This is a genomic window from Nocardioides sp. TRM66260-LWL (genome assembly GCF_020075545.1).
In the GTDB taxonomy this organism is placed as follows: Bacteria; Actinomycetota; Actinomycetes; order Propionibacteriales; family Nocardioidaceae; genus Nocardioides.
The window spans coordinates 105538-125722 of the sequence record NZ_JAIQZK010000005.1; the positions used below are offsets into that span (position 1 = coordinate 105538).

General features: G+C 76.0%; 22 protein-coding genes. 9 read left to right on the forward strand and 13 right to left on the reverse strand.

Annotated features, from left to right (window positions below; translation table 11 throughout):
* Nucleotides 1-59: 59 nt before the first annotated feature.
* Together K8Z61_RS13125 and K8Z61_RS13130 are read right to left on the reverse strand one after the other, a co-directional pair.
* Nucleotides 60-1037 (reverse strand): hypothetical protein, encoded by a 978-nt coding sequence (locus tag K8Z61_RS13125; protein ID WP_224130238.1) that lies wholly within the window; start codon nt 1035-1037, stop codon nt 60-62.
* An 11-nt stretch (nt 1038-1048) separates the two neighbouring features.
* The gene (locus K8Z61_RS13130; RefSeq protein ID WP_224130240.1) at nt 1049-1846 is read right to left on the reverse strand and encodes a carbon-nitrogen hydrolase family protein; all 798 of its coding nucleotides are present in this window, start codon (nt 1844-1846) and stop codon (nt 1049-1051) included.
* Between the two features lie 35 nt (nt 1847-1881).
* On the opposite strand from K8Z61_RS13130, the gene K8Z61_RS13135 reads away from it, so the two are divergent.
* The 3 genes from K8Z61_RS13135 (at nt 1882) to K8Z61_RS13145 (ending at nt 4143) form a co-directional block, all read left to right on the forward strand.
* Nucleotides 1882-2490 (forward strand): molybdenum cofactor guanylyltransferase, encoded by a 609-nt coding sequence (locus tag K8Z61_RS13135; protein WP_224130242.1) that lies wholly within the window; start codon nt 1882-1884, stop codon nt 2488-2490.
* A gap of 73 nt (nt 2491-2563) precedes the next feature.
* Complete coding sequence (locus K8Z61_RS13140; protein WP_224130244.1) at nt 2564-3532, forward strand: NAD(P)H-quinone oxidoreductase; 969 nt, start codon at nt 2564-2566, stop codon at nt 3530-3532.
* 38 nt (nt 3533-3570) lie between these two features.
* A complete protein-coding gene (locus tag K8Z61_RS13145) occupies nt 3571-4143 on the forward strand; it encodes a bacterial proteasome activator family protein (protein WP_224130245.1) in 573 nt (190 codons plus the stop codon).
* A 59-nt stretch (nt 4144-4202) separates the two neighbouring features.
* Here K8Z61_RS13145 and K8Z61_RS13150 read toward each other — a convergent pair whose 3' ends face one another.
* From K8Z61_RS13150 to K8Z61_RS13180, 7 genes are all read right to left on the reverse strand, one after another.
* Complete coding sequence (locus K8Z61_RS13150; RefSeq protein ID WP_224130248.1) at nt 4203-4838, reverse strand: hypothetical protein; 636 nt, start codon at nt 4836-4838, stop codon at nt 4203-4205.
* A 27-nt stretch (nt 4839-4865) separates the two neighbouring features.
* Nucleotides 4866-5726, reverse strand: a complete 861-nt coding sequence (locus tag K8Z61_RS13155) for an HAD family hydrolase (RefSeq protein ID WP_224130250.1) — start codon at nt 5724-5726, stop codon at nt 4866-4868.
* Entirely contained in the window at nt 5723-6205 is a 483-nt protein-coding gene (locus K8Z61_RS13160; RefSeq protein ID WP_224130252.1) for a GNAT family N-acetyltransferase, read from the reverse strand. The genes K8Z61_RS13155 and K8Z61_RS13160 overlap by 4 nt, the downstream gene beginning before the upstream one ends.
* A complete protein-coding gene (locus K8Z61_RS13165) occupies nt 6202-7044 on the reverse strand; it encodes an HAD family hydrolase (protein ID WP_224130254.1) in 843 nt (280 codons plus the stop codon). Before K8Z61_RS13165 ends, K8Z61_RS13160 begins: the two co-directional genes overlap by 4 nt.
* Nucleotides 7041-8333 carry a serine--tRNA ligase gene (serS, locus tag K8Z61_RS13170; RefSeq protein ID WP_224130256.1) on the reverse strand — a complete coding sequence of 431 codons (1293 nt, stop codon included), beginning with the start codon at nt 8331-8333 and terminating at the stop codon, nt 7041-7043. Before serS ends, K8Z61_RS13165 begins: the two co-directional genes overlap by 4 nt.
* 51 nt (nt 8334-8384) lie before the next feature.
* The gene (locus K8Z61_RS13175) at nt 8385-9356 is read right to left on the reverse strand and encodes an aldo/keto reductase (RefSeq protein ID WP_224130258.1); all 972 of its coding nucleotides are present in this window, start codon (nt 9354-9356) and stop codon (nt 8385-8387) included.
* 89 nt (nt 9357-9445) lie between these two features.
* Nucleotides 9446-10051, reverse strand: coding sequence for a TIGR03086 family metal-binding protein (locus K8Z61_RS13180; protein ID WP_224130260.1), 606 nt, complete (start codon nt 10049-10051; stop codon nt 9446-9448).
* A 61-nt stretch (nt 10052-10112) separates the two neighbouring features.
* Between K8Z61_RS13180 and K8Z61_RS13185 the strand changes: the two genes are divergently transcribed.
* Together K8Z61_RS13185 and K8Z61_RS13190 are read left to right on the forward strand one after the other, a co-directional pair.
* On the forward strand, nt 10113-11135 hold the full coding sequence (locus K8Z61_RS13185) for a YafY family protein (RefSeq protein WP_224130262.1): 1023 nt from the start codon (nt 10113-10115) through the stop codon (nt 11133-11135).
* Nucleotides 11105-12676 carry a diacylglycerol kinase family protein gene (locus K8Z61_RS13190; RefSeq protein ID WP_224130264.1) on the forward strand — a complete coding sequence of 524 codons (1572 nt, stop codon included), beginning with the start codon at nt 11105-11107 and terminating at the stop codon, nt 12674-12676. Before K8Z61_RS13185 ends, K8Z61_RS13190 begins: the two co-directional genes overlap by 31 nt.
* 54 nt (nt 12677-12730) lie before the next feature.
* On the opposite strand, the gene K8Z61_RS13195 is transcribed toward K8Z61_RS13190, so the two are convergent.
* Nucleotides 12731-13147, reverse strand: a complete 417-nt coding sequence (locus K8Z61_RS13195; protein ID WP_224130266.1) for a DUF4446 family protein — start codon at nt 13145-13147, stop codon at nt 12731-12733.
* A 53-nt stretch (nt 13148-13200) separates the two neighbouring features.
* On the opposite strand from K8Z61_RS13195, the gene K8Z61_RS13200 reads away from it, so the two are divergent.
* Nucleotides 13201-14046: a prephenate dehydratase gene (locus K8Z61_RS13200; RefSeq protein WP_224130268.1), complete on the forward strand. Its 846-nt coding sequence runs from the start codon at nt 13201-13203 to the stop codon at nt 14044-14046.
* A gap of 102 nt (nt 14047-14148) precedes the next feature.
* A complete protein-coding gene (locus K8Z61_RS13205; protein ID WP_224130520.1) occupies nt 14149-14709 on the forward strand; it encodes a TMEM165/GDT1 family protein in 561 nt (186 codons plus the stop codon).
* Here the strand turns inward: K8Z61_RS13205 and K8Z61_RS13210 are convergent.
* Entirely contained in the window at nt 14706-16061 is a 1356-nt protein-coding gene (locus K8Z61_RS13210) for a glycoside hydrolase family 1 protein (RefSeq protein WP_224130270.1), read from the reverse strand. The two genes, K8Z61_RS13205 and K8Z61_RS13210, sit on opposite strands and share 4 nt — an antisense overlap.
* A gap of 70 nt (nt 16062-16131) precedes the next feature.
* Between K8Z61_RS13210 and K8Z61_RS13215 the strand changes: the two genes are divergently transcribed.
* Entirely contained in the window at nt 16132-16806 is a 675-nt protein-coding gene (locus K8Z61_RS13215; protein WP_224130272.1) for a pirin family protein, read from the forward strand.
* Between the two features lie 166 nt (nt 16807-16972).
* On the opposite strand, the gene K8Z61_RS13220 is transcribed toward K8Z61_RS13215, so the two are convergent.
* Nucleotides 16973-17881: a diacylglycerol kinase family protein gene (locus K8Z61_RS13220; protein ID WP_224130274.1), complete on the reverse strand. Its 909-nt coding sequence runs from the start codon at nt 17879-17881 to the stop codon at nt 16973-16975.
* 202 nt (nt 17882-18083) lie between these two features.
* Here K8Z61_RS13220 and K8Z61_RS13225 point away from each other — a divergent pair, with 202 nt between their 5' ends.
* A complete protein-coding gene (locus K8Z61_RS13225; protein ID WP_224130276.1) occupies nt 18084-19181 on the forward strand; it encodes a helix-turn-helix transcriptional regulator in 1098 nt (365 codons plus the stop codon).
* Here the strand turns inward: K8Z61_RS13225 and K8Z61_RS13230 are convergent.
* The gene (locus K8Z61_RS13230) at nt 19178-20182 is read right to left on the reverse strand and encodes a DUF2332 domain-containing protein (protein WP_224130279.1); all 1005 of its coding nucleotides are present in this window, start codon (nt 20180-20182) and stop codon (nt 19178-19180) included. The two genes, K8Z61_RS13225 and K8Z61_RS13230, sit on opposite strands and share 4 nt — an antisense overlap.
* Nucleotides 20183-20185: the final 3 nt, after the last annotated feature.

A 20185-nucleotide genomic window follows, 5' to 3' on the forward strand; every position in this document is an offset into this window, starting at 1 on the left:
GGTACGCCGAGCCGGTCGGGACGCGGCAGGTGCGGGCCGGCTGCGGGCCGGGTGCGGGCTCAGAGCAGGGCGCTGGTGCGCGGCGGCTCGGGCCGCACCGCGCGGTCCTCCTCGGCGCGCCGCGCCCGACGTCCCCGGGGGCCGGTCAGCGCGAGGTCGACCCGGATCACCCCGTAGCCGATCGCCAGGCCCACGACGAGGCTGTACAGCGCCTGGAGCGCCGCCGAGAGCAGCGAGGTGGCCGGCTCCACGAGGGAGGAGGCGACGGGGATCGTCGCCGCGACGCCGAACGCGCACACCCACCAGCCCTGACGCCGTCGGGCCCGCATGTGGCAGCCCCAGGCGAGCGCCGGGATGCCGAGCACCGCCGCCACCGGACGCGGGACGGCGCCGAGGGCGTCACGGGAGGAGTCGGTGGCCGAGATCAGCCCGTCGACGACGGGGCCGGGCCCGTAGCGGCGCAGCAGCTCGGCGTAGGCGACGGTGCCCACGAGCAGCACCCCGCCGCCGAGCACGACCAGCAGTCCGCGTCGTCCGAGCCCGTGGAAGCCGGCACCGAGCCGGTGCACCAGCGCGAACGCGGCCGCCAGGGCGAGCACGAGCGTGAGGTAGTGGAAGCGCAGGAGGTCGACCTCCGGCCGCCAGCCGACCGTGGCCAGCGCGCCCAGGGCGGCGGTGACCGTGGCCAGGGCGCACTCGCGCGCCGCCTGGAGGAAGCGACGGGCGGGCACGGTGGTCATCACCGCGAGGACGGCGGCCTCGGTGCAGGTGAGGACGGCGGCGCCGGCGCGCAGCCACGGCGCGTCGACGGCCAGGGTGAGCGCCGACAGCAGCACGGCGAGCCCGGCGAACGTCAGCGGACGCCCGCCGGCGCGGGCCGCGAGCACCCAGGCGTACGTGCTGGCCACGACGGCGGCGCCCAGGCCGCCGAGCAGCCGGGGTCCGACCGGGACGACGCCCAGCAGCAGCAGGACGAGCCCGACGAGGAGCAGCGCGCCGACCGGCACCGGGGAGGGCAGGGCGGAGCGGCGGGACACGTCGCGAGAGGCTACAGGCGCCGGTTGGCCAGGGACGGGTTGGCGCGGCGGGCCTCGGCGACGGCGTCCGGCGCCAGCGCGACGCGGAGCACCTCCTCGTCCGGGCCGGCCTCGGCGAGCACGTCGCCGAGCGGACCGACCGCGAGCGAGTGGCCGGTGTAGCGGGGCGCGGGCTGCGCCGCGGCGAGCACGTGCACGGTGTTCTCGATCGCGCGGGCCCGCACCAGCGTGCGCCAGTGGTCGAGCTTGCGCTCGCCGGCCACCCAGGCCGCCGGCACGACGAGCACGTCGGCCCCGGCGTCGACCAGCGCCCGGGCGAGCTCGGGGAAGCGCAGGTCGTAGCAGGTCATCAGCCCGAGCCGCCAGATGTCGCCGGCAGTGTCGCCGACGGGCAGGTCGACCACGACGGGCGTCGTCGGGCCGGCCAGCAGGCGGTCGGACTCGCGGTGGCCGAAGGAGTCGTAGAGGTGGATCTTGCGGTACTCCGCGCGCACCGCGCCGCGCACCAGCAGCGTGTTGTGGGGCCGGTCGGGGTCGGCGGAGGTCTCGAAGGCGCCGGCGACGACGGTGGTGTGGCGCGCCGCGGCGACCGCCGCGAGCGCCGTGGCGTAGGGCCCGTCCAGCGGCTCGGCGAAGGGCGCGACGTCGGAGCCCGGCGCGCCGAAGTCGCGCGCGGAGGCCTCCGGCAGCACCGCGAGGTCGACCCCGTCGGGCACCAGCGAGGGCAGGCGGGCGCGGTTGACCTCGGGGTCGAGGGCGCTGGCCGCCTGGACGAGCGCCACCTCCAGCGGGCGGGACGGGACGGGCACCCGGCCAGGGTAGGTCGTGCGCCAGGATGGCCCGCGTGAGCGGACTCCTGGACCCCGGCCGGGGCGGCTTCTGCGCCGTGGTGCTCGCCGGCGGCCGCGGCACCCGGCTCGAGGGCGTCGACAAGGCCGGCCTCGAGGTCGACGGGCGCTCGCTGCTCGCTCACGCGCTCGACGCGCTCGTCGACGCCGCCGAGGTCGTCGTGGTCGGCGACCCGCTGCCCACGGATCGCCCCGTCACGTTCGTCCGCGAGGACCCCCGCCACGGCGGCCCGGTGGCGGCGCTGCTCACCGGCGTGGACGCCCTGCTGCGGCGTCCCCGGACGCTCGGCGTCCTCGCCGTCGACATGCCGCAGGTGACGCCCACGACCTTCCGCCGCCTGCACGACGCGGCCGACGGCCACGACGGCGCGCGCCTGGTCGACCCGACCGGACGCGGCCAGCTCGCCCTCGTCCTCGACCCCGACCGGCTGGCGGCCGTGCGCCCCGACCACGAGCGGCAGCACGGGATGGCGATGCGGACCCTCCTCGGGCCGCTCGACCTCGTCGACGTCGCCGCCGCCGGGCTGGAGCACCACGACATCGACACCTGGGGCGATCTCGCCACCCTCGCCGAGCATCGCGAGCAGCAGTCGCGGGAGCAGTGAGGAGCCTGGGCGGCGCCGCCGTCCAGCCCGGGGGGTGACCGACGGCGGGGCCCGACGTCCTAGCCTTCGCAGCATGCGCGCCGTCATCGCCCAGGGGACCGGCGGTCCCGAGGTCCTGAGCGTCGGGGAGCTCCCCGACCCCGAGCCCGGCCCCGGCGAGGTGCTGATCCGCGTCGCCGCCGCCGGCCTGAACCGCGCCGACCTGCTGCAGCGCCAGGGCTTCTACCCGCCGCCGCCGGGGGCCTCGGACGTGATCGGCATGGAGTGCAGCGGCACGATCACGGCCCTCGGCGAGGGCGTCACCGGCCACGAGGTCGGGGACGAGGTGTGCGCGCTGCTCGCCGGCGGCGGGTACGCCGAGCTGGTGGCCGTGCCGGCCGGTCAGGTGATGCCGCTGCCGCCGGGCGTCGACCTCGTCACCGCCGCGGCGCTGCCCGAGGTGGCGGCGACCGTGTGGTCGAACGTCTTCATGATCGCGGGGCTGCGCCCCGGCGAGACCCTGCTGGTGCACGGCGGCGCGGGCGGCATCGGCACCTTCGCGATCCAGGCCGCGGCGGCGCTCGGCGCCCGCGTGCTGACGACCGCCGGCAGCGCCGAGAAGCGGGCGCTGTGCGAGTCGCTGGGCGCCGAGCGGGCGATCGACTACCGCGAGGAGGACTTCGTCGAGGTGCTCCGCGAGCTCGGCGGCGCCGACGTGGTGCTCGACAACATGGGCGCCAAGTACCTGGCCCGCAACGTCGACGCGCTGGCCACCGAGGGGCGGCTCGTCGTCATCGGCATGCAGGGCGGCACCCGTGCCGAGTTCGACCTCAACGCCCTGCTGCGCAAGCGCGGCGCGGTGATCGCGACGTCGCTGCGCGCGCGCCCGGTCGAGGGCAAGAGCGCGATCTGCGCGGCCGTCGTCGAGCACGTCTGGCCGCTCGTCGGGGACGGCTCGGTGCGGCCGATCGTGCACGGCACGATGCCGTTGGCGCAGGTCGCCGAGGCGCACGCGCTGATGGACTCCGGCGCCCACAGCGGCAAGATCCTGCTCACCCTCTGATGCGCTCGCGGCGGTCGACGGCTCCGTAGGGTGGAGTCATGAGCGAGGAGCAGCAGATCGTCATCGTCGGCCCCGACGGCCAGCCCATGGGCGCCGTGCCCGCCTCGGCCCTGCAGGTGCAGGACGCGCCGGAGGGCGAGGAGGGCGGCGAGCGCAACGTCACCGAGCTCGTCGAGCAGCCGGCGAAGGTGATGCGCATCGGCAGCATGATCCGTCAGCTGCTCGAGGAGGTGAAGGCGGCTCCGCTGGACGAGGCCAGCCGGCACCGGCTGCGCGAGATCCACGAGGCGTCGATCGACGAGCTCAAGGCCGGTCTGGCGCCCGAGCTGGTCGAGGAGCTCGAGCGGCTCGCGCTGCCCTTCGGCGAGGACGCCGCCCCGTCCGAGGGCGAGCTGCGGATCGCCCAGGCCCAGCTGGTCGGCTGGCTCGAGGGCCTCTTCCACGGCATCCAGACCGCGATCTACGCCCAGCAGATGGCCGCGCGGGCGCAGTTCGAGCAGATCCGTCGCGGCCTGCCCGCCGGGGGCGGCGCGCCCGTGCCCGGTGCCGGCATGCCCGGCGGCCCGGGCGAGGACGGCGGCTCGGACGCCTCGGGCGGCCTCTACCTCTGAGCCCGCGGCCCGGACAGTCGGCGGGCGGTCAGCGGACGGCCGGCGGACGGCCGGCGGGCTCAGGCCCGGCGTCGACGCACGACGACCAGCCCGAGCAGGCCGACGAGCACCAGCGCGGCGCCCGGCGCGGCGGCGCGCTCGAAGGTGGCCGGCGTCGAGACCGGCAGGGCGGTGAGGGCAGGCGGCGTGGGCTCCGGCGAGACCGGCACCTTCGGTGAGCCGTACAGCGACTTCAGCGAGCGACGCAGCGCCGGGGAGGCCGTCGCGGTGCCACTGGAGGCCGAGACGCGCCACAGGTCGCCGTCCGCACGGGCGAAGAAGACGTACGGGGTGTCCTGCGGCAGACGGCCCAGCGGGCACACCGACGGCGGCCCGGAGCGGGTGACGACCTCGACCGACTTCGAGCGGATCCGGCCGCGCCACACCCCGCTGACCACGACCCGGTGGGTGAACACCGTGTCGTCGCCGTCGGCCCGGCTGGTGACCGACTGCACCGAGCCCACGAAGACGGCGTCGGCCTGCTGACCCGCGCGGCTCACGAGCGGCGGCCGGCACGACAGCGCCGAGGCGGGGGCCGCGACCAGCGTGGCCACGGCCGCGGCTCCGGCCAGCACCGCGAGCAGCGGCAGGACGGTCAGCAGCGCCAGGAGCGCCGCCGGACCGCGGGCGGCACGGGAGCGGGTGGACGGACGCATGGGTTCCATGGAAGCAGATGCCCGCGCTCAGTCCGACGCGCCGGGCTGCAGTCCGAGGCCGAAGAGCCCGGAGAGCACCTGCGCGACGCCGTCCTCGTCGTGGCCGGGGGCGGTGCGGCCGGCGACCTCGCGGACCGACGGGTGCGCGTCGGCCATCGCGTAGGACAGCCCGGCCCAGCCGAGCATCGGCAGGTCGTTGGGCATGTCGCCGAAGGCGACGACGTCCGCCGGGCCGAGGCCGAGCTCGGCGCACAGCAGTTCGAGGGTCGAGGCCTTGGTGACGTCGGGGGCGCTGATCTCGAGCAGCGTCGAGGACGACGACCAGGTGATCGTCAGCCGCCCCCGCGACACCGCCTCGGCGCGGTCCCAGTACTCCTGGGCGTCGAGCTCCTCGTGGCGCGCCAGCAGCTTGAGCACGCGCCGGTCGAGCAGGTCGGCCAGGGGCGCGCGGCGCGAGACGTCGGGGATCTCGACCCGCTCCATGAAGGTCGGCTCCAGGCCGATGCCGACGAGGTCCTCGACGGCGAACGCGCTGCCCGGCACCGCGGCGCGGATCTCCTCGGCGACCTCCAGCGCGAGCGCCGGCTCGATGTCGCGCACCAGGCGCGGCGCGTCGGCGGCGACGTCCCACACGGCGGCGCCGTTGGAGATGATCGCCAGCCCGTGCTCGCCGACGTGGTCGAAGACGTGGGCGGCCCACCGCAGGGGGCGTCCGGTGACGAAGACGACCGGGACGCCGCGCTGCTCCAGCGCCGTCAGCACCGCGCGGGTGTAGGGCGAGACCGAGCCGTCGCTGCGCACCAGGGTGCCGTCGAGGTCCGTGGCCACCAGGCGCGGCAGCGGCCGCTCGCCGCCGGGCGGGAGGTCGAGCGGGGAGGTGGTCGTCACGGCAGGGACCTCGCCATCACCAGGTGTCCGTCGTCGTCGGCCCCGCGGAGCGCGGTGAAGCCGGTCTTGGCCAGCACCCGCAGGCTGCGCGCGTTCTCGGGCCGGGTGCGGGCGCGCACGCGGACGCCGAGGGCGTCGACGTGGTCGAGCAGGGCGGTCAGCGCCTCGGTCGCGAAGCCCCAGCCCTGCGCCTCGTCGACCAATCCGAAGCCGACCTCGGTCTCGGGGACGTCGTCGTCGGCCGGCTCGGGCGCGCCGAAGAAGCCGATCGTCCCGAGCGCCGTGACGCCGCGGACGATCGCCCGCACCGACCAGGGGTCGCCCTCGCGCCACATCGAGATCGCGTCGAGGTCGTCGGGACGCGGGAAGTCGGGGTGGAACTGCGGGCGCCGCGCCCCGGCCCGCAGGTCGGCGACCACCGCGGCGTCGAGCAGCGGCAGGCGCAGCCGCTCGGTCGCGATCATCGCGGGCAGGCTCACGCGCCCGTCCCGAACCAGCGGTCGAGCTCGCGGGCGGCGCCGTCGTCGGCCACGGAGTCGGTGACGGCGTCGGCTGCCGCGCGCACCTGCTCGACGGCCTGGCCCATGGCCACGCCGCGACCCGCCCAGGCGAGCATCTCGAGGTCGTTGCGGCCGTCGCCGATGGCCAGCGCGTCGGCGGCGACGACCCCGAGGGCGTCGGCGACGAGCTGCAGCCCGAACGCCTTGGAGACGCCGACGGGCGCGAGGTCGAGCCAGGCCGTCCAGCCCACCACGTAGTCGATGCCGTGCAGGCCCGCGCGAGCGGCGAGCTCGACGAAGTCCTCCGGCTGCGCGGACGGGTCGCGGATGATCACCCGGCTGACCGGCTCGCCGACGAGGTCCTCGACCTCGGCGACGATGCTCTCGCCGCCGAGCTCGCCCTCGGGGAACGGGGCGCTGACGCGGTAGCCGACGCCGCGCTCCTCGACCGCGACCAGCGCGGAGGGCCGCTCGGCCAGGATCGCGCGGACGGCGGGCGCGGCGTCGAAGGTCTCCTCGTGCACCACGCGCATCGGCGGGTAGCGGAACACGACGGCGCCGTTGGAGGCGACGATCCAGGCGGGGTCGTCCTCGGTGCCGAGGCCCAGGGCGTCGGCCATCTCGATCATGCCGCCGGGCGCGCGTCCGCTGGAGAGCACGACGTGCGCGCCGGCCGCCTTGGCCCGGGCCACCGCCTCGACGACCGCCGGGCTCAGGTGCGGGTCGGTGGAGCCGGCGCCCTCGACCCAGCGCAGCAGCGTGCCGTCGATGTCGAGCGCGACCAGGCGCGGCCGCCAGCTCTCGGGCGTGCGGCTCACGGGGCCACGACCGGCTCGAGGACGTCACGGCCCAGCCAGGGCCGCAGCGCCTCGGGCACCCGCACCGACCCGTCGGCCTGCTGGTGGGTCTCGAGGATGGCCACGATCGTGCGGGTCATCGCGCACAGCGTGCCGTTGAGGGTGGCGATCGGCTTGACCGTGGTGGCGCCGTCGGCGGCCGGGTAGCGGCCGCGGATGTCGAGGCGCCGGGCCTGGAACTCGGTGCAGTTCGAGGTGGAGGTGAGCTCGCGGTACTTGCCCTGGGTGGGGATCCAGGCCTCGCAGTCGAACTTGCGGATGGCCGAGAGGCCGAGGTCGCCGGCGGCGACGTCGATGACCCGGTACGCCAGCTCGAGCCGGTCGAGGAACTGCTTCTCCCAGGCCAGGAGCCGCTGGTGCTCGGCCGCGGCGTCGTCGGGGTCGGCGTAGACGAACATCTCGACCTTGTCGAACCAGTGGACGCGGATGATGCCCTTGGTGTCCTTGCCGTGCGAGCCGGCCTCCTTGCGGAAGCACGGGCTGAACGCGGCGTAGCGGCGCGGGAGGCTGGCGGCGTCGAGGATCTCGTCGGAGTGGTAGGCCGCCATCGGCACCTCGCTGGTGCCGACGAGGTAGAGGTCCTCGCCCTCGATGCGGTAGACGTCGTCGGCGGCCTGGCCGAGGAAGCCGGTGCCGTCCATCGCCCGCGGACGCACCAGCGACGGCGCGATGACCTGGGTGAACCCGGCCTCACGGGCCTGCTGCATGGCCAGGTTGATCAGCGCGAGCTCGAGCTCGGCGCCGACGCCGGTGAGGAAGTAGAAGCGGCTGCCGGAGACCTTGGCGCCGCGGTCGAGGTCGATGGCGCCGAGCAGCCGGCCGAGCTCGATGTGGTCGCGCGGCTCGAAGCCCTCCGCGGCGAAGTCGCGCGGGGTGCCGACGGTCTCCAGGACGACGAAGTCGTCCTCGCCGCCCTCGGGGGTCTCGGCGGCGGCGAGGTTCGGCAGCGAGGTCAGCGCGGCCTGCCACGCGGCCTCGGCCTCGGCCTGGGCGGCCTCGGCCTGCTTGACCTCGGCGGCGAGCGCCTTGGTGCGCGTGAGCAGCGCCTGCTTCTCCTCGCCCTGGGCCTGGGCGACCTGCTTGCCGAGGCCCTTCTGCTCGGCCCGCAGCTGCTCGAAGGCGACGATCGCGGCCCGGCGGGCGGAGTCGGCGGCGAGCGCCTCGTCGACGACGGCGTCGGAGAGGCCCCGCTTGGCCTGGGCGGCGCGGACGACGTCGGGCTGCTCGCGGAGGGTGCGCGGATCGATCACGGCGTCAGGCTATCCGGGCCGGCCACCGGCTCCCGGAGCGCATCGGCGCGCTCAGAAGAGCGCGATCCGCTCGGCGGGCGGGAAGAGCGCGTCGAGCTCGGCGAGGTCGTCGTCGGCGGGCGTCCAGGACGCCGCGGCGGCGTTGGCCCGGATCTGCTCGGGGCGGGTGGCGCCGGCGATCACGCTGGCCACGGCGGGACGGGTCGCGAGCCACGAGATCGCGACCTCGAGCTCGGTGAGCCCGCGGGCCTGCGCGAACGCCGAGTAGGCGCGCAACTGCTCGCCCTGCGCGACGTCGAGCAGGTGCTGGCGGGTCATCGTCAGGCGGCTGCCCTCGGGGGCGCCGTCGCGGTACTTGCCGGTGAGCAGGCCGTTGGCCAGGGGGAAGTACGGCAGCAGGCCCAGCCCGAACGCCTCGCAGGCCGGGGCGACCTCGAGCTCGGCGCGCCGGTCGAGCAGGTTGTAGTGGTTCTGCGCGGAGACGAAGCGGGTGCCGAGCGCGCGGCCGACGTGGTCGGCGTCCGCGATCTGCCAGCCGGAGAGGTTGGAGTGCCCGACGTAGCGGACCTTGCCGGCGGTGACGAGGTCGTCGAGCGCCGCGAGGGTCTCCTCGATCGGCGTGAGCGGGTCGGGGGTGTGCAGCTGGTAGAGGTCGATCCAGTCGGTGCCCAGCCGGCGCAGCGACGCCTCCGCCGCCCGGACGACGTAGCGCCGCGAGCCGCGGGCGTCGAAGTCGGCGCCGTTCGCGCCGCCCGTCGGCATGCCGAACTTCGTGGCGACGACCACGTCGTCGCGGCGACCGCGCAGGGCGACGCCGAGCCGCTCCTCCGAGAGGCCCGGCCGCGCCCCGTAGACGTCGGCGACGTCGAAGAGGGTGATGCCGGCGTCGATCGCGGCGTGGACCAGGGCGTCGGTGCCCTCCTGGCTCTCGCTGGCCGTACCGGCGCGACCGAGGTTGTTGCACCCCAGGCCCACGACGGAGACGACGAGACCGGAACGACCGAGACGGGTGGTGGCGACCATGCCTGCGACCCTAGGCCGCGGCCGCGCCGGGCCGGCCCCCGGAGAGGGTGGGACGCAGAGGCGACCGAGCGCCGGCGGGAGTGCCGGTCTCAGGGACGCCAGTCGGGCCGGCGGCCGAACCAGCCCACGAGCCGGTCGAAGGCGCCGGCGTCGTCGGCGACCGGCACGACGTCGCCGAACGGCATCTGCGCCCTCCCCTGCGCCGGGAGCCGCTGCATGGCCGCGGCGAGCAGGGGCGCGGCCACCGCGGCATCGAGCAGGTCGCGCCGGTCGACGGCCGCGGCGAGGTCCCACGTGTGGACGGCGACCTCGCCGACGTAGCTGATCAGCACCGCACCCGCGGGCAGGGTGCCGAAGGGCGCGGTGACGGGCCGGGCGAGGTCGACGAGCGGCAGGGCGTCGCGCAGTCGCGCGACGGCGGCGTGCCAGGCGTCCGCGCGCTCGTCGTCGGGGACGACGGTGACCTGCGGGACCTCGGAGAAGTGGCCGCCGGCGGTGACGACGCGGATGCGCTCGACGACCGTGAGCAGGTGACCGAGCAGGGTGCGCAGGTCGTACTCGTCGCAGGGCGTCGGCCGGTCGAGGCCGGGCAGGTCGCCGGCGGCGAGCAGCACGAGCGGCTCGGCGTGGGCGAGGGCGTCCAGCAGCGCGGGACGCAGGTCGGGGATGGACGGGGTGGCGGTGATCGGGCTCATGGGACGAGGTTCCCGCTCATACTTGACACCTTGTGTCAGGTATTCCTGACAGGATCGGGACATGCGCGCCGACCGGCTCCTCTCGATCATGCTGCTCCTGCGCCAGCGTCCGCGGATGAGCGCGCGCGAGCTCGCCGCGCACCTGGAGGTGAGCGAGCGGACGATCCTGCGCGACGTCGAGGCGCTCAGCACCGCGGGCGTCCCGATCGTCGCCGAGCGCGGGCGTCACGGGGGCCTGCGGCTGCTCGAGGGCTTCCGGGCCGACGTGTCGGCGCTCGACGACGTCGAGGCGCAGGTGCTGCTGGCGTCCCTGGGGCTCGACACCTTCGGCGATCTCGGGCTGAGCCGCGAGGTGCGCTCGGCGCTCGACAAGCTCACCGCGACGGCGCCCGCACGCCTGACCGGCTCGGCATCGCGGCTGCAGGAGGTCGTGCACGTCGACCGGCGCCGCTGGTTCGCCGAGCCCGACGACGCCGCCCACGTGCCCGCGCTGCGCACGGCCGCGATGGCGCGGCGACGCGTCCGGCTCGCCTACGCGGGGGCGCGGGACGCCGTGCCCCGCACCCGTACCGTGGACCCGCTCGGTCTGGTCGAGAACGGTCGGCGGTGGTACCTCGTGGCGTACCACCGGGGACAGCCGCGCACGTACCGACTCGCCCGCATCGCGGGGCTGACGGTGCTCGACGAGGACGCCCGGCTGCCCGCCGACGCCCGACTCGCCGAGGTCTGGACGACCCTGAGGAGCACCTTCGAGGACCGGGGGATCGCCCCGATCGCCGCCCGGCTGCGGGTCCGGGTGGAGCACGAGGAGGCCGTGCGCACCGCTCTGACGCCGATGCTCTCACCGCCCGCGCTCGTCGAGCGCGCCCGGGACGACGCCTGGGTCGAGCTGGACGGCTCCTTCCGGGTCGAGCGCGCCGTGCTGGGCGTCTGCCTGGGCTTCGGCGGTGACGTCGAGGTGCTCGGCCCGCCGGACCTGCGCGCCCGAGCGCTGGCGTCCGCGCGCGCGGCGGCGGCGCTCCACGCACAGCCGGCTGCTGCCACACTTCCCCCGTGCTCGACCGCTCCCGCACCACCCTCCTGACCTGGGCGGCCGCCCTGCTGGGGGCGTTCGCGGTGCTGGCGACCCTGGTGCGCACCGGCTGGGGGCCGCTCGTCCGGGTCGACGGCCGCGGCGAGCCGGCCAGCGCCTGGGCGATCGGGGGCTGGCCCCACCACCTGCTGCGCGGGGTCGAGCTCGCCTTCGCGACCGCCGGCATGACCACGCTGACCCTCGTCCTGGCGCTCGTGCTGTGGCTGCGCGGCTTCGGACGTGCGGCGGTGCTGGTGATCGGCGTGATGGTCGTGAACAGCCAGGCGACCACCTGGCTGAAGGTGCTGATCGGCCGGGAGCGGCCGCCGTGGCAGGACCCCTCCACGCTGCTCGGCACCAACTCCTTCCCGAGCGGCCACGCCTCGTCGATCGCGGCGTTCAGCCTGCTCTGCGCCGTGCTGGTGCAGATGCTCGTGCGGCGCACCCGGCCGCGACGGCTGCTCCAGGGCGGGCTGGCCGTGCTGGTGCTGGTGGTGTGCCTCGACCGCGTCCTGCTCGGGCGGCACTACCCCTCGGACGTGGTCGCGGGCGTGCTGCTCGGCGTCGCGATCGTGCTGATCGGCCTGGCCGTCTGGTCGCCCCTGCCACGGAGCCAGGCGCACCGCGCCGAGCCGCTGCCCGAGGCCTACCCCTCGGAGCGGCGGCTGGCGGTCGTGCTCAACCCGATCAAGGTCGAGGACGTCGACCAGTTCCAGGCCACCGTCACGCAGATGGCCCTGCAGAGCGGCTGGCTGGCCCCCACCTGGCACCTCACGACCGTCGAGGACCCCGGCACCGGCATGGCCGAGGCCGCCGCGGTCGACGGCGCCGACCTCGTGCTCGTGTGCGGCGGCGACGGCACCGTCCGCGAGGTCTGCGCCGAGCTCGCCGGCACCGGCATCCCCGTGGGCATCATCCCGGCCGGCACCGGCAACCTGCTGGCCCGCAACCTCGACATCCCGCTCTACCTGCGCGCCGCGATCGACGTCGCGCTCAACGGCCAGGACCGCGCCATCGACCTCGTCGCCGTCGGCGGCGACGGCCTGGAGGACTCGCACTTCCTCGTCATGGCCGGCATGGGCTTCGACGCCGCGATCATGGAGGGCGTCAACGAGGACATCAAGCGCCGCGTGGGCTGGCTCGCGTACGTGCTCTCGGCGTTCAAGTCGCTGATGTTCCCGGCGGTCAAGGTCGAGATCAGCGTCGACGGCGGGGAGTTCACGAAGCACCGCGCGCGGACGATCGTGGTCGGCAACGTCGGCTACCTGCAGGCCGGCATGCCGCTGCTGCCCGACGCGAGCATCGACGACGGGCGGCTCGACGTCGTCCTGCTGCACCCGCGGCGGTTCGTCTCGTGGATCCCGCTCGCCGTGCGGGTGCTGGCCCGGCAGCGGCGCACCGACGAGCTGGTCAACCGGATGACCGGCCGGACGATCGTCCTGCGCGCCGCCGCCGACACCCCGCGTCAGCTCGACGGCGACACCGTCGGCGCCGGCCGCGAGCTGCGCATGGAGTGCCTGCAGGGACGCGTGCTGGTGCGGGTGCCCCGCTAGCACGCCGCGTCAGCACGCCGTGTCGGCCCGACCGCTCGGGGGCCGGTCCGGACCTCAGGTTCTCGCGCGGCCGGGCCGGGCCGCGGCGATCGCCTCGGCCTCCTCCGGGGAGAGCTGCTGCTCGCAGGTCCAGCCGCTGACGCTCTTGGCGTACGTGCGGGCGTCCGAGCGGCCGTGGATCGAGGTGACGACGACGCCGTCGCCCGCGTCGTCGAGCAGCGCCAGGCTCCACGAGAGGTGGCCGCCCATGTCGCCGAACGCGTCGTAGCGCACGACCGCGAGGTGCCGCAGCGCGCGTCCGGCCTCGGCTCGCAGGGCCGCGACCTCCTGACGCAGGCCGAGCACGTCCGGCGGGAGCGCGTCGTCGCCGCCGGACGCCCGTCCGGGCGCGGCGCGGCGCAGCGCCAGCACCCCCAGGACGAGCGCGGCGACGGCGAGGAGCAGGGCGAGGACGGCGAGCACCAGCGGCACGCGGCCAACCTAGCCGCCGGTCGGCCCGTCGCCGCGCTCCCTAGACTGCGCGGGTGCCGAACCAGCGACGCATCGCCTACCAGGGCGAGCCGGGGGCGAACTCCCACATCGTGTGCCAGGAGCACTACCCCGACTGGGAGGCCGTGCCGTGCGCGTCGTTCGAGGACGTCTTCGCCGCGGTCGAGGGCGGTGACGCCGACCTCGCGATGATCCCGATCGACAACAGCCTCGCCGGACGCGTCGCCGACATCCACCACTTCCTGCCGGCCTCGACCCTGCACATCGTCGCCGAGCACTTCCTGCGCATCCGGTTCCACCTGATGGCCGTGCCGGGGGCGACCCTCGAGGGCATCCGCACCGTGCACAGCCACGTGCACGCGCTCGGCCAGTGCCGCAAGGTCATCCGCGAGCACGGGCTCGTCCCGATCATCTCCGGCGACACCGCCGGCGCCGCCCGCGAGGTGGCCGAGGCAGCCGACCCGACCCAGGCCGCGATCTCGCCGCCGCTGGCCGCGTCGATCTACGGCCTCGACGTGCTGGCCGAGGACGTCGAGGACGAGGACCACAACACCACCCGCTTCGTCGTCCTCTCCCGCGAGCCGGTGCGCGCCGAGCCGGGATCGGGGCCGGTCGTCACCTCGTTCATCTTCAACGTCCGCAACCTGCCGGCCGCGCTCTACAAGGCGCTGGGCGGGTTCGCGACCAACGGGGTGAACATGACCAAGCTCGAGAGCTACATGGTGGACGGGCAGTTCACGGCCACGCAGTTCCTGGCCGAGGTCGACGGCCACCCCGACGACCTCGGGCTGGGCCGCGCGCTCGAGGAGCTGTCGTTCTTCACCACCGAGGTGAAGATCCTCGGCGTGTACCCCGCGGACCCCTTCCGCGCCCACGCCTGACCCGCGCCCCGTCCCGTCCCGCCCCGTCGCGAGCACCGCTCGCCGACTGCCTCGCAGGAGCCCGCCATCGACCTCGCCGCCCTCGCGCTCACCTTCGGCGCGATCTTCCTCGTCGAGCTGCCCGACAAGACCTTCCTCGCCACGCTCGTGCTCTCCACCCGGTACCGGCCGGTGCTGGTGTGGATCGGCGTCGGCCTGGCGTTCGCGGTGCAGACCACCGTCGCGGTGCTGCTCGGGCAGGTCGTCACCTTCCTGCCCGACCGGCTGGTGCAGGGCGTCGTGGCCGGCATGTTCGTGCTGGGCGCCGTGCTGCTGCTGCGGGAGGCCCGCTCGGCGGCCGACGAGGACGAGGAGAGCGCCGAGATCGCCGCGCGAGCGAAGGACGCCACCGGGTACCGCGCGATCGTCGCGTCGTTCCTGGTGCTCTTCGCGGCCGAGTGGGGCGACCTCTCCCAGCTGCTGACCATCACGCTGGTGGCGCGCTACGACGCGCCGGTCGAGGTGTTCGTGGGCGCGCTGGGCGCCCTGCTGACCGTCAGCGGGCTCGCCGTGGTGGCGGGGCGCTGGCTCTCGTCCCGCGTGCCGCTGCACCGCCTGATGTACGGCGGCGCGGCGGCCTGCGCGGTGCTGGCCGCGCTGACGGTCTACGAGCTGGCGAGCTAGCCCACCGAGCGGGTCTGCGCCCGCACCACCGAGGCGAGCCAGTCGAACGACGGCTTCGGCGTGCGCGTGCCGTCGTCCGGGTCGACCGCGACGAGCCCGAAGCGGTGGGTGCGTCCGGCCGTCCACTCCACGCCATCGAGCAGCGACCACACGTACAGCGCCCGGACGTCGACGCCGCGCTGCGCCGCTTCGGCGACGGCGCGCAGGTGGGCGTCGAGGAAGGCGATGCGGTCGGCGTCGGAGCCGTCGGGCCCGTCGTCGAAGGCGGCGCCGGTGCCCGTGACGACGATCGGCGGCAGCGCGGCGCGATAGCGGGCGCGGAGCATGATCAGCCACTCGCGCAGCGCCTCGGGCACCACCGGCCAGCCGGCGTCGGTCAGCGGGTGGCCGACGGTCTCGAAGGCCTCGAACGGCAGGTCGGAGTCCTCGGGAGCCGCCCCGATCCGCAGCGGTGCGGCGTAGGTGACGCCGTAGAAGTCCAGCGGCTGGCGGATGGTGGCGAGGTCGCCGTCCTGGACGACGTCCTCGAGCAGCGGCGCGAGGTCGGCGGGGTAGCGGCCGAGCAGCATGGGCTCGAGGAACAGCCCGTTCCACAGCGCGTCGAAGAGCTTGGAGGCGCCGACGTCGGCGGCGTCGTCGCTGACCGGCCAGACCGGCGCGTGCTGGTTCGCGCAGCCCACCTCGCCGAGCCCGCCGGGCAGCCGGGAGCGCACGGCCATCGTCGCCCGGCCGTGGGCGAGCAGCAGGTGGTGGGCGGCGTAGAGCGCGTCGAAGCCGAGCGCACGGCCCGGCGCGTGGGAGCCGACGCCGTAGCCGAGCGTCGCCTCGAGGCTGGGCTGGTCGACCGGCACCCACTGCCGCACGCGGTCGCCCAGCCGGCCCGCGACCGCCTCGGCGTAGGCCGCGAACCGGTCGATGACGTCGCGGTCGAGCCAGCCGCCGCGCTCGTCGAGCTCGGCCGGGAGGTCCCACTGGTGCAGCGTGACCATCGGGTCGACGCCGGCCGCGAGCAGCGCGTCGACCAGCCGCTCGTAGTGGTCGAGGCCGGCCGCGGAGAGCGGCCCGGCGCCGCCGGGCTGCACCCGCGCCCAGGAGACGGAGAAGCGGTAGGCCGGGACGCCGAGGCGGGCGAGCAGGTCGACGTCCTCGCGCCAGCGCTCGACGCCGTGCGCGGCGGGGTCGCCGGTCGCGGCGTCGCGGATCGTGCCGGGGAGCGCGGCGAAGCGGTCCCAGCCGGTGGCGCCGCGGGCGTCCGCCGCGCCCTCCGTGGGCCAGGCGGCCGTCGCGACGCCGAGCCGGAAGCCCGGCGGCAGCACCGGCGGCGCGGCCGGCGCGGGGGTCAGCGAGCGCACGGGGGCACCGGGGCCGGCGCCGCCCGACCCGACTCCGGGGGCCCCTGGTCGCATGGCACGATCTTGGTCCATGACCGTGGAGATCCGCAGGGGTTCGGCGCGCTTCCTCACCCGGGAGGCCGGACGTCAGACCCGTCACGCCTTCTCCTTCGGCGCCCACTACGACCCCGAGCGGGCCGGGTTCGGGCCGCTGGTCTGCCACGACGAGCACCTCCTCGCCGCCGGCACCGGCTTCGAGAGCCACCGGCACAGCGGCCTGGTGATCGTGACCTGGGTGCTCGACGGCGTGCTCGAGCACCGCCACGACGACGCCGAGCCCGTCCTCCTGCCCGCCGGCAGCCTCGGGGTCTTCCACCCCGGCGACGGCGCCGAGCACAGCGAGATCGGCCGCACCGGCACCCGGTTCGTCCAGCTGTGGCTGACCGACCCGGTCGAGCGCGAGGGCGTCGCCCACCGCGTCGTCGAGCTGGGCGCGGCCCTGGACACCGCGCCGAACCGGCTCCTGCCCGCCGCCGACCTGGACGTGCCCGGCGTCGCGCTGCACGTCGTCCGGCTCGACGCCGGGGCCTCCCTGGCCCTGCCCGCCGCCCCACGCCTCTACGTCGCGGTGACCCGCGGCGCCCTCCTGCGCTCCTCGCTCGCCGACCCGCTGCAGGCCGGCGACGCGTTCCTCATGACCGACGAGCCGGGCCACACGGTGCAGGCCGGCGTGCCGAGCGAGCTGGTGGTGCTGGCCCTGCCCTGAGGCGGGCGCACTGTCGGTTTCCCCGGTCGACCGGGGATGTTGATCGATGACAGGCAAAGTTTTGCCCGTCATCGAACGGTTTCCCCGGTCGACCGGGGAAACCAGTGGCGGATGGGGCGCGTGTGGTCTGGTCCTGGTTCCACGTGGAACCACGACGACCGGACGCCTAGCCGCCGACCACGCGCACGGCGTCCGGGAGCACCTCGACGACGAGCGGGTCGTCGTCCGGGCCGGGCAGGACGCCCCGGGGCTCGCCGTCGGCGCCGACGGCGACGGGCGAGCGGGCAGCCACCGTCAGCCTGACCCGGCGCGCGCGGTGCAGGCTGACCTCGGGCCGGTCGACGTGACGGCCGGAGTAGATGGTCGGGAACGCGCGCAGCAGGGTCAGCCGCGAGGTCGCCGCCACGACGACGACGTCGAGCAGGCCGTCGTGCAGCGAGGCGTCCGGGGCGATGCGCATGCCCTGGCCGTAGTAGCCGGAGTTCGCGAGGGCGACCATGCCGGCCTCGATCTCGAGCACGTCGTCGTCGAGCTCGAGCCGGAAGCGTCCCGGCGCGTAGCCGACGATCGCCCGGACCGCGGCCGACGGGTACTGCAGCGGCGCGGGCGTGCGGCGCATGCGGTGCACGAGCGCGGACGCGTGCGCGTCGATGCCGCAGTAGACCGAGCCCGCCACGATCTCGGTGCCGACCTCGGGACGCGTGCACGCGAGCAGGTCGACCGGGTGGGCCGGCGCCTCGAGCAGGGTCGTGGCCACGGCGTCGGGCTCCGACGACAGCCCGAGCATGCGCGCGAAGTCGTTGCCGCGGCCGGCCGGCAGCAGGCCGAGGGTGGCCCCGGCGCGGGCCGCGGGTCCGACGACGTGGGAGAGCATGCCGTCGCCGCCGGCCGAGACGACCACCTCGCCGCGCTCCGCGGCCTCCGACACCAGCGGGGCGAGTCGCTCCGGGCCGGGCGACGGGAGCATCCGCACCGCAGCGCCCGCCTGCTCGAGCCGGGCGACGACGGCCGCAGCGCCGCGAGCGGCGTCGCCGCCACCGGCGGCGGGGTTGAGGAGCACGGCGAAGGAGCGCATCGCTGACGAACCCTGGCAGACCCGTCCGCGGGCGTCGACCCCGGGCGCACCGTCGCCGCCGATCGGCCCACTCGACCCAGCCGACCCAGCCGTCGCACGCGTCGCACGCGACCCGGCCCCTGCGGGTGAGCCGCGCGGTCGGGGTCGGTCGAATTGCGGCATTCGGGTCCGCGGGCCGGGCACCGCACCCCACGATGGGCCCATGCAGGCCCCCGGGGCAGCCGTCCCGACCTCCCCAGCCGCGCAGACCTCCCCCGCCGACCCTCGACCCACCGGACCGTCGACGCAGGACGCCCGCGCGACGCTGGCGCGCGCCCTGGACGACCAGCGGTCCGGACGCCTGATCGACGCGCTCGCGACCCTGCAGCGACTCGCCGCGGAGCGCTCCCTGCCGCCCACCCTGCGACGACGGGTGCTCGTGGCGCTCGCGGAGGTCCGCCTGGCTCGCGGCGAGCTGCCGCTGGTGGAGGACGCCGTCGCGCTGCTGCTGCAGGAGCGGCTCGAGGGCGCGCCGTCCGCGGCGGAGCGCGCCGAGCTCGCCCGCGCGGCCGTGCTCCGCGGCGAGCTGGCGCTGGCCTGCGGTCGCGACGACGACGCCCTCGCCCACGCGCTCGAGGCCGGACGGCTGGCTCCCGAGGCGCCGGCGGCCGACGTCCCGTGGCGCACCACGCTCGCCCTGGCCCTGCTCCGCACCGGCAGCCGCGCCGAGGCCCGGCGCACCGCCGAGCAGCAGGCCGAGCTCGTCGCCGGGGAGTCCCCGCGGGCCCGCGCCGCGGCGCTGCGCACCCTGGCGGCCGTGGACGCCGGGGAGCGACGGGTGCGGCTGCTCGAGGACGGTCTCGCGCTGGTCGCGCCGCCCGGCGCCTTGCCGGTCGACGCGCGCCTGGCCGCGCAGATCGGCACCGACCTCGCCACGCTGCTGCTCCTCCAGCCGGCCGGGCACGCCCGGGCGGTGTCGCTGCTGCGCGACGCCGAGGCGCACGCCGGCGGCCAGGGACTCCGTCCGCTGGCGCAGCGCGTCGAGCGGCTCCTCCGCCTGGCCGGGGAGACCCCGACGACCGTGGCCAGCGCCGGGGTCGCGACGCTCACCGTCACGGAGCGCCGGGTCGCGGAGGCCGCGGCGTCCGGCCTGACGAACCGCGGCATCGCCGCCGAGCTCGGCGTCAGCGTGAAGGCCGTCGAGTGGCACCTCTCGCACGTCTACCGCAAGCTCGGCATCCCCTCGCGCGGTCGGCTGGCTGACGCGCTCGGCCTCCGGACCTCATCGGCGCCGGCCGCACGCGAGCCGTCGGCCGGCTAGCCCCAGGCCAGCCACCGGCCGTGCCCGTGGGTGAGTGCGCGGGCGACGCCGTCGACGCCGAGCACGAAGCAGCCGCCGGCCAGGCGCCGGTCGGAGGCCAGCGGGGCCGGCAGGGTCGCCGTGACGCTGGGGAGCACGCTCGCGGCCTCGTTGCTGACCCAGTGGCACGCGCCGCGCGCCTGCAGGCCGGAGACGAGGGCGACGAAGCGGTCGCGGTCGGCGTCGTCGAGGTAGGCGATGACGGCCGAGTGGTAGACGACCACCGGGCCATGCGCTCCGGCCGCGGCCACCTGGGCCTCCAGCACCTCGAGCAGGTCGCCCGCGACGATCGGCGGCGGGTCCTCGCGCGCCGCGGCCAGGGCCGCGCGCAGGGTGATGAGCCGGTCGTGCTGCCCGGGCCACACGAGGTTCTCCAGCCAGGCGACCGCGTCGTCGTCCGTCACGTCGCCGGGCCGCAGGTCGACGCCCCGGCGCCAGGCGACGGGCAGCGGACGCCGCGGCAGGGGGGCGAATCCCTCGACCCGGGCCCGCAGCTCGCGGCCCTGACCGGCGTCGAGCCGGACCTCGCCGTCCGCGGTGTGCCAGCGGTAGTCCCAGCGGTCGGGCAGCAGGCACAGCCCGGCGCTGGCGCCGACCTCGAGCAGCGCGAGCGGGACGCCCTCGGCCTCGGCGATCAGGCCGAGCGCCGGCAGCAGGGTGGCGAGGCGACCCGCCTCGTTGGTCTGGGTCGAGCGGCTCAGGAGGGTCGCGCGGATCGTCCCGTCGTCCCCGAGCAGCGCCGCGCGCAGCCCGGCGTACGGCCCCGGCGCGGGGACGCCGTGCCAGCGCGCGGCCGCGAAGACGAGGTTGGGCTGGCGCCGTAGGTCGGGCAGCGCGTCGATCCAGGCCAGCACCTCCTCGTCGCCCGCGACGCCGCGCGACCAGGCCGCGAAGGTCGGCGACTCCGCGGCGTGCCGGGCGAAGCGCTCGTACTGCGAGCGCGTCGGGCCGTAGGGATCCACGGG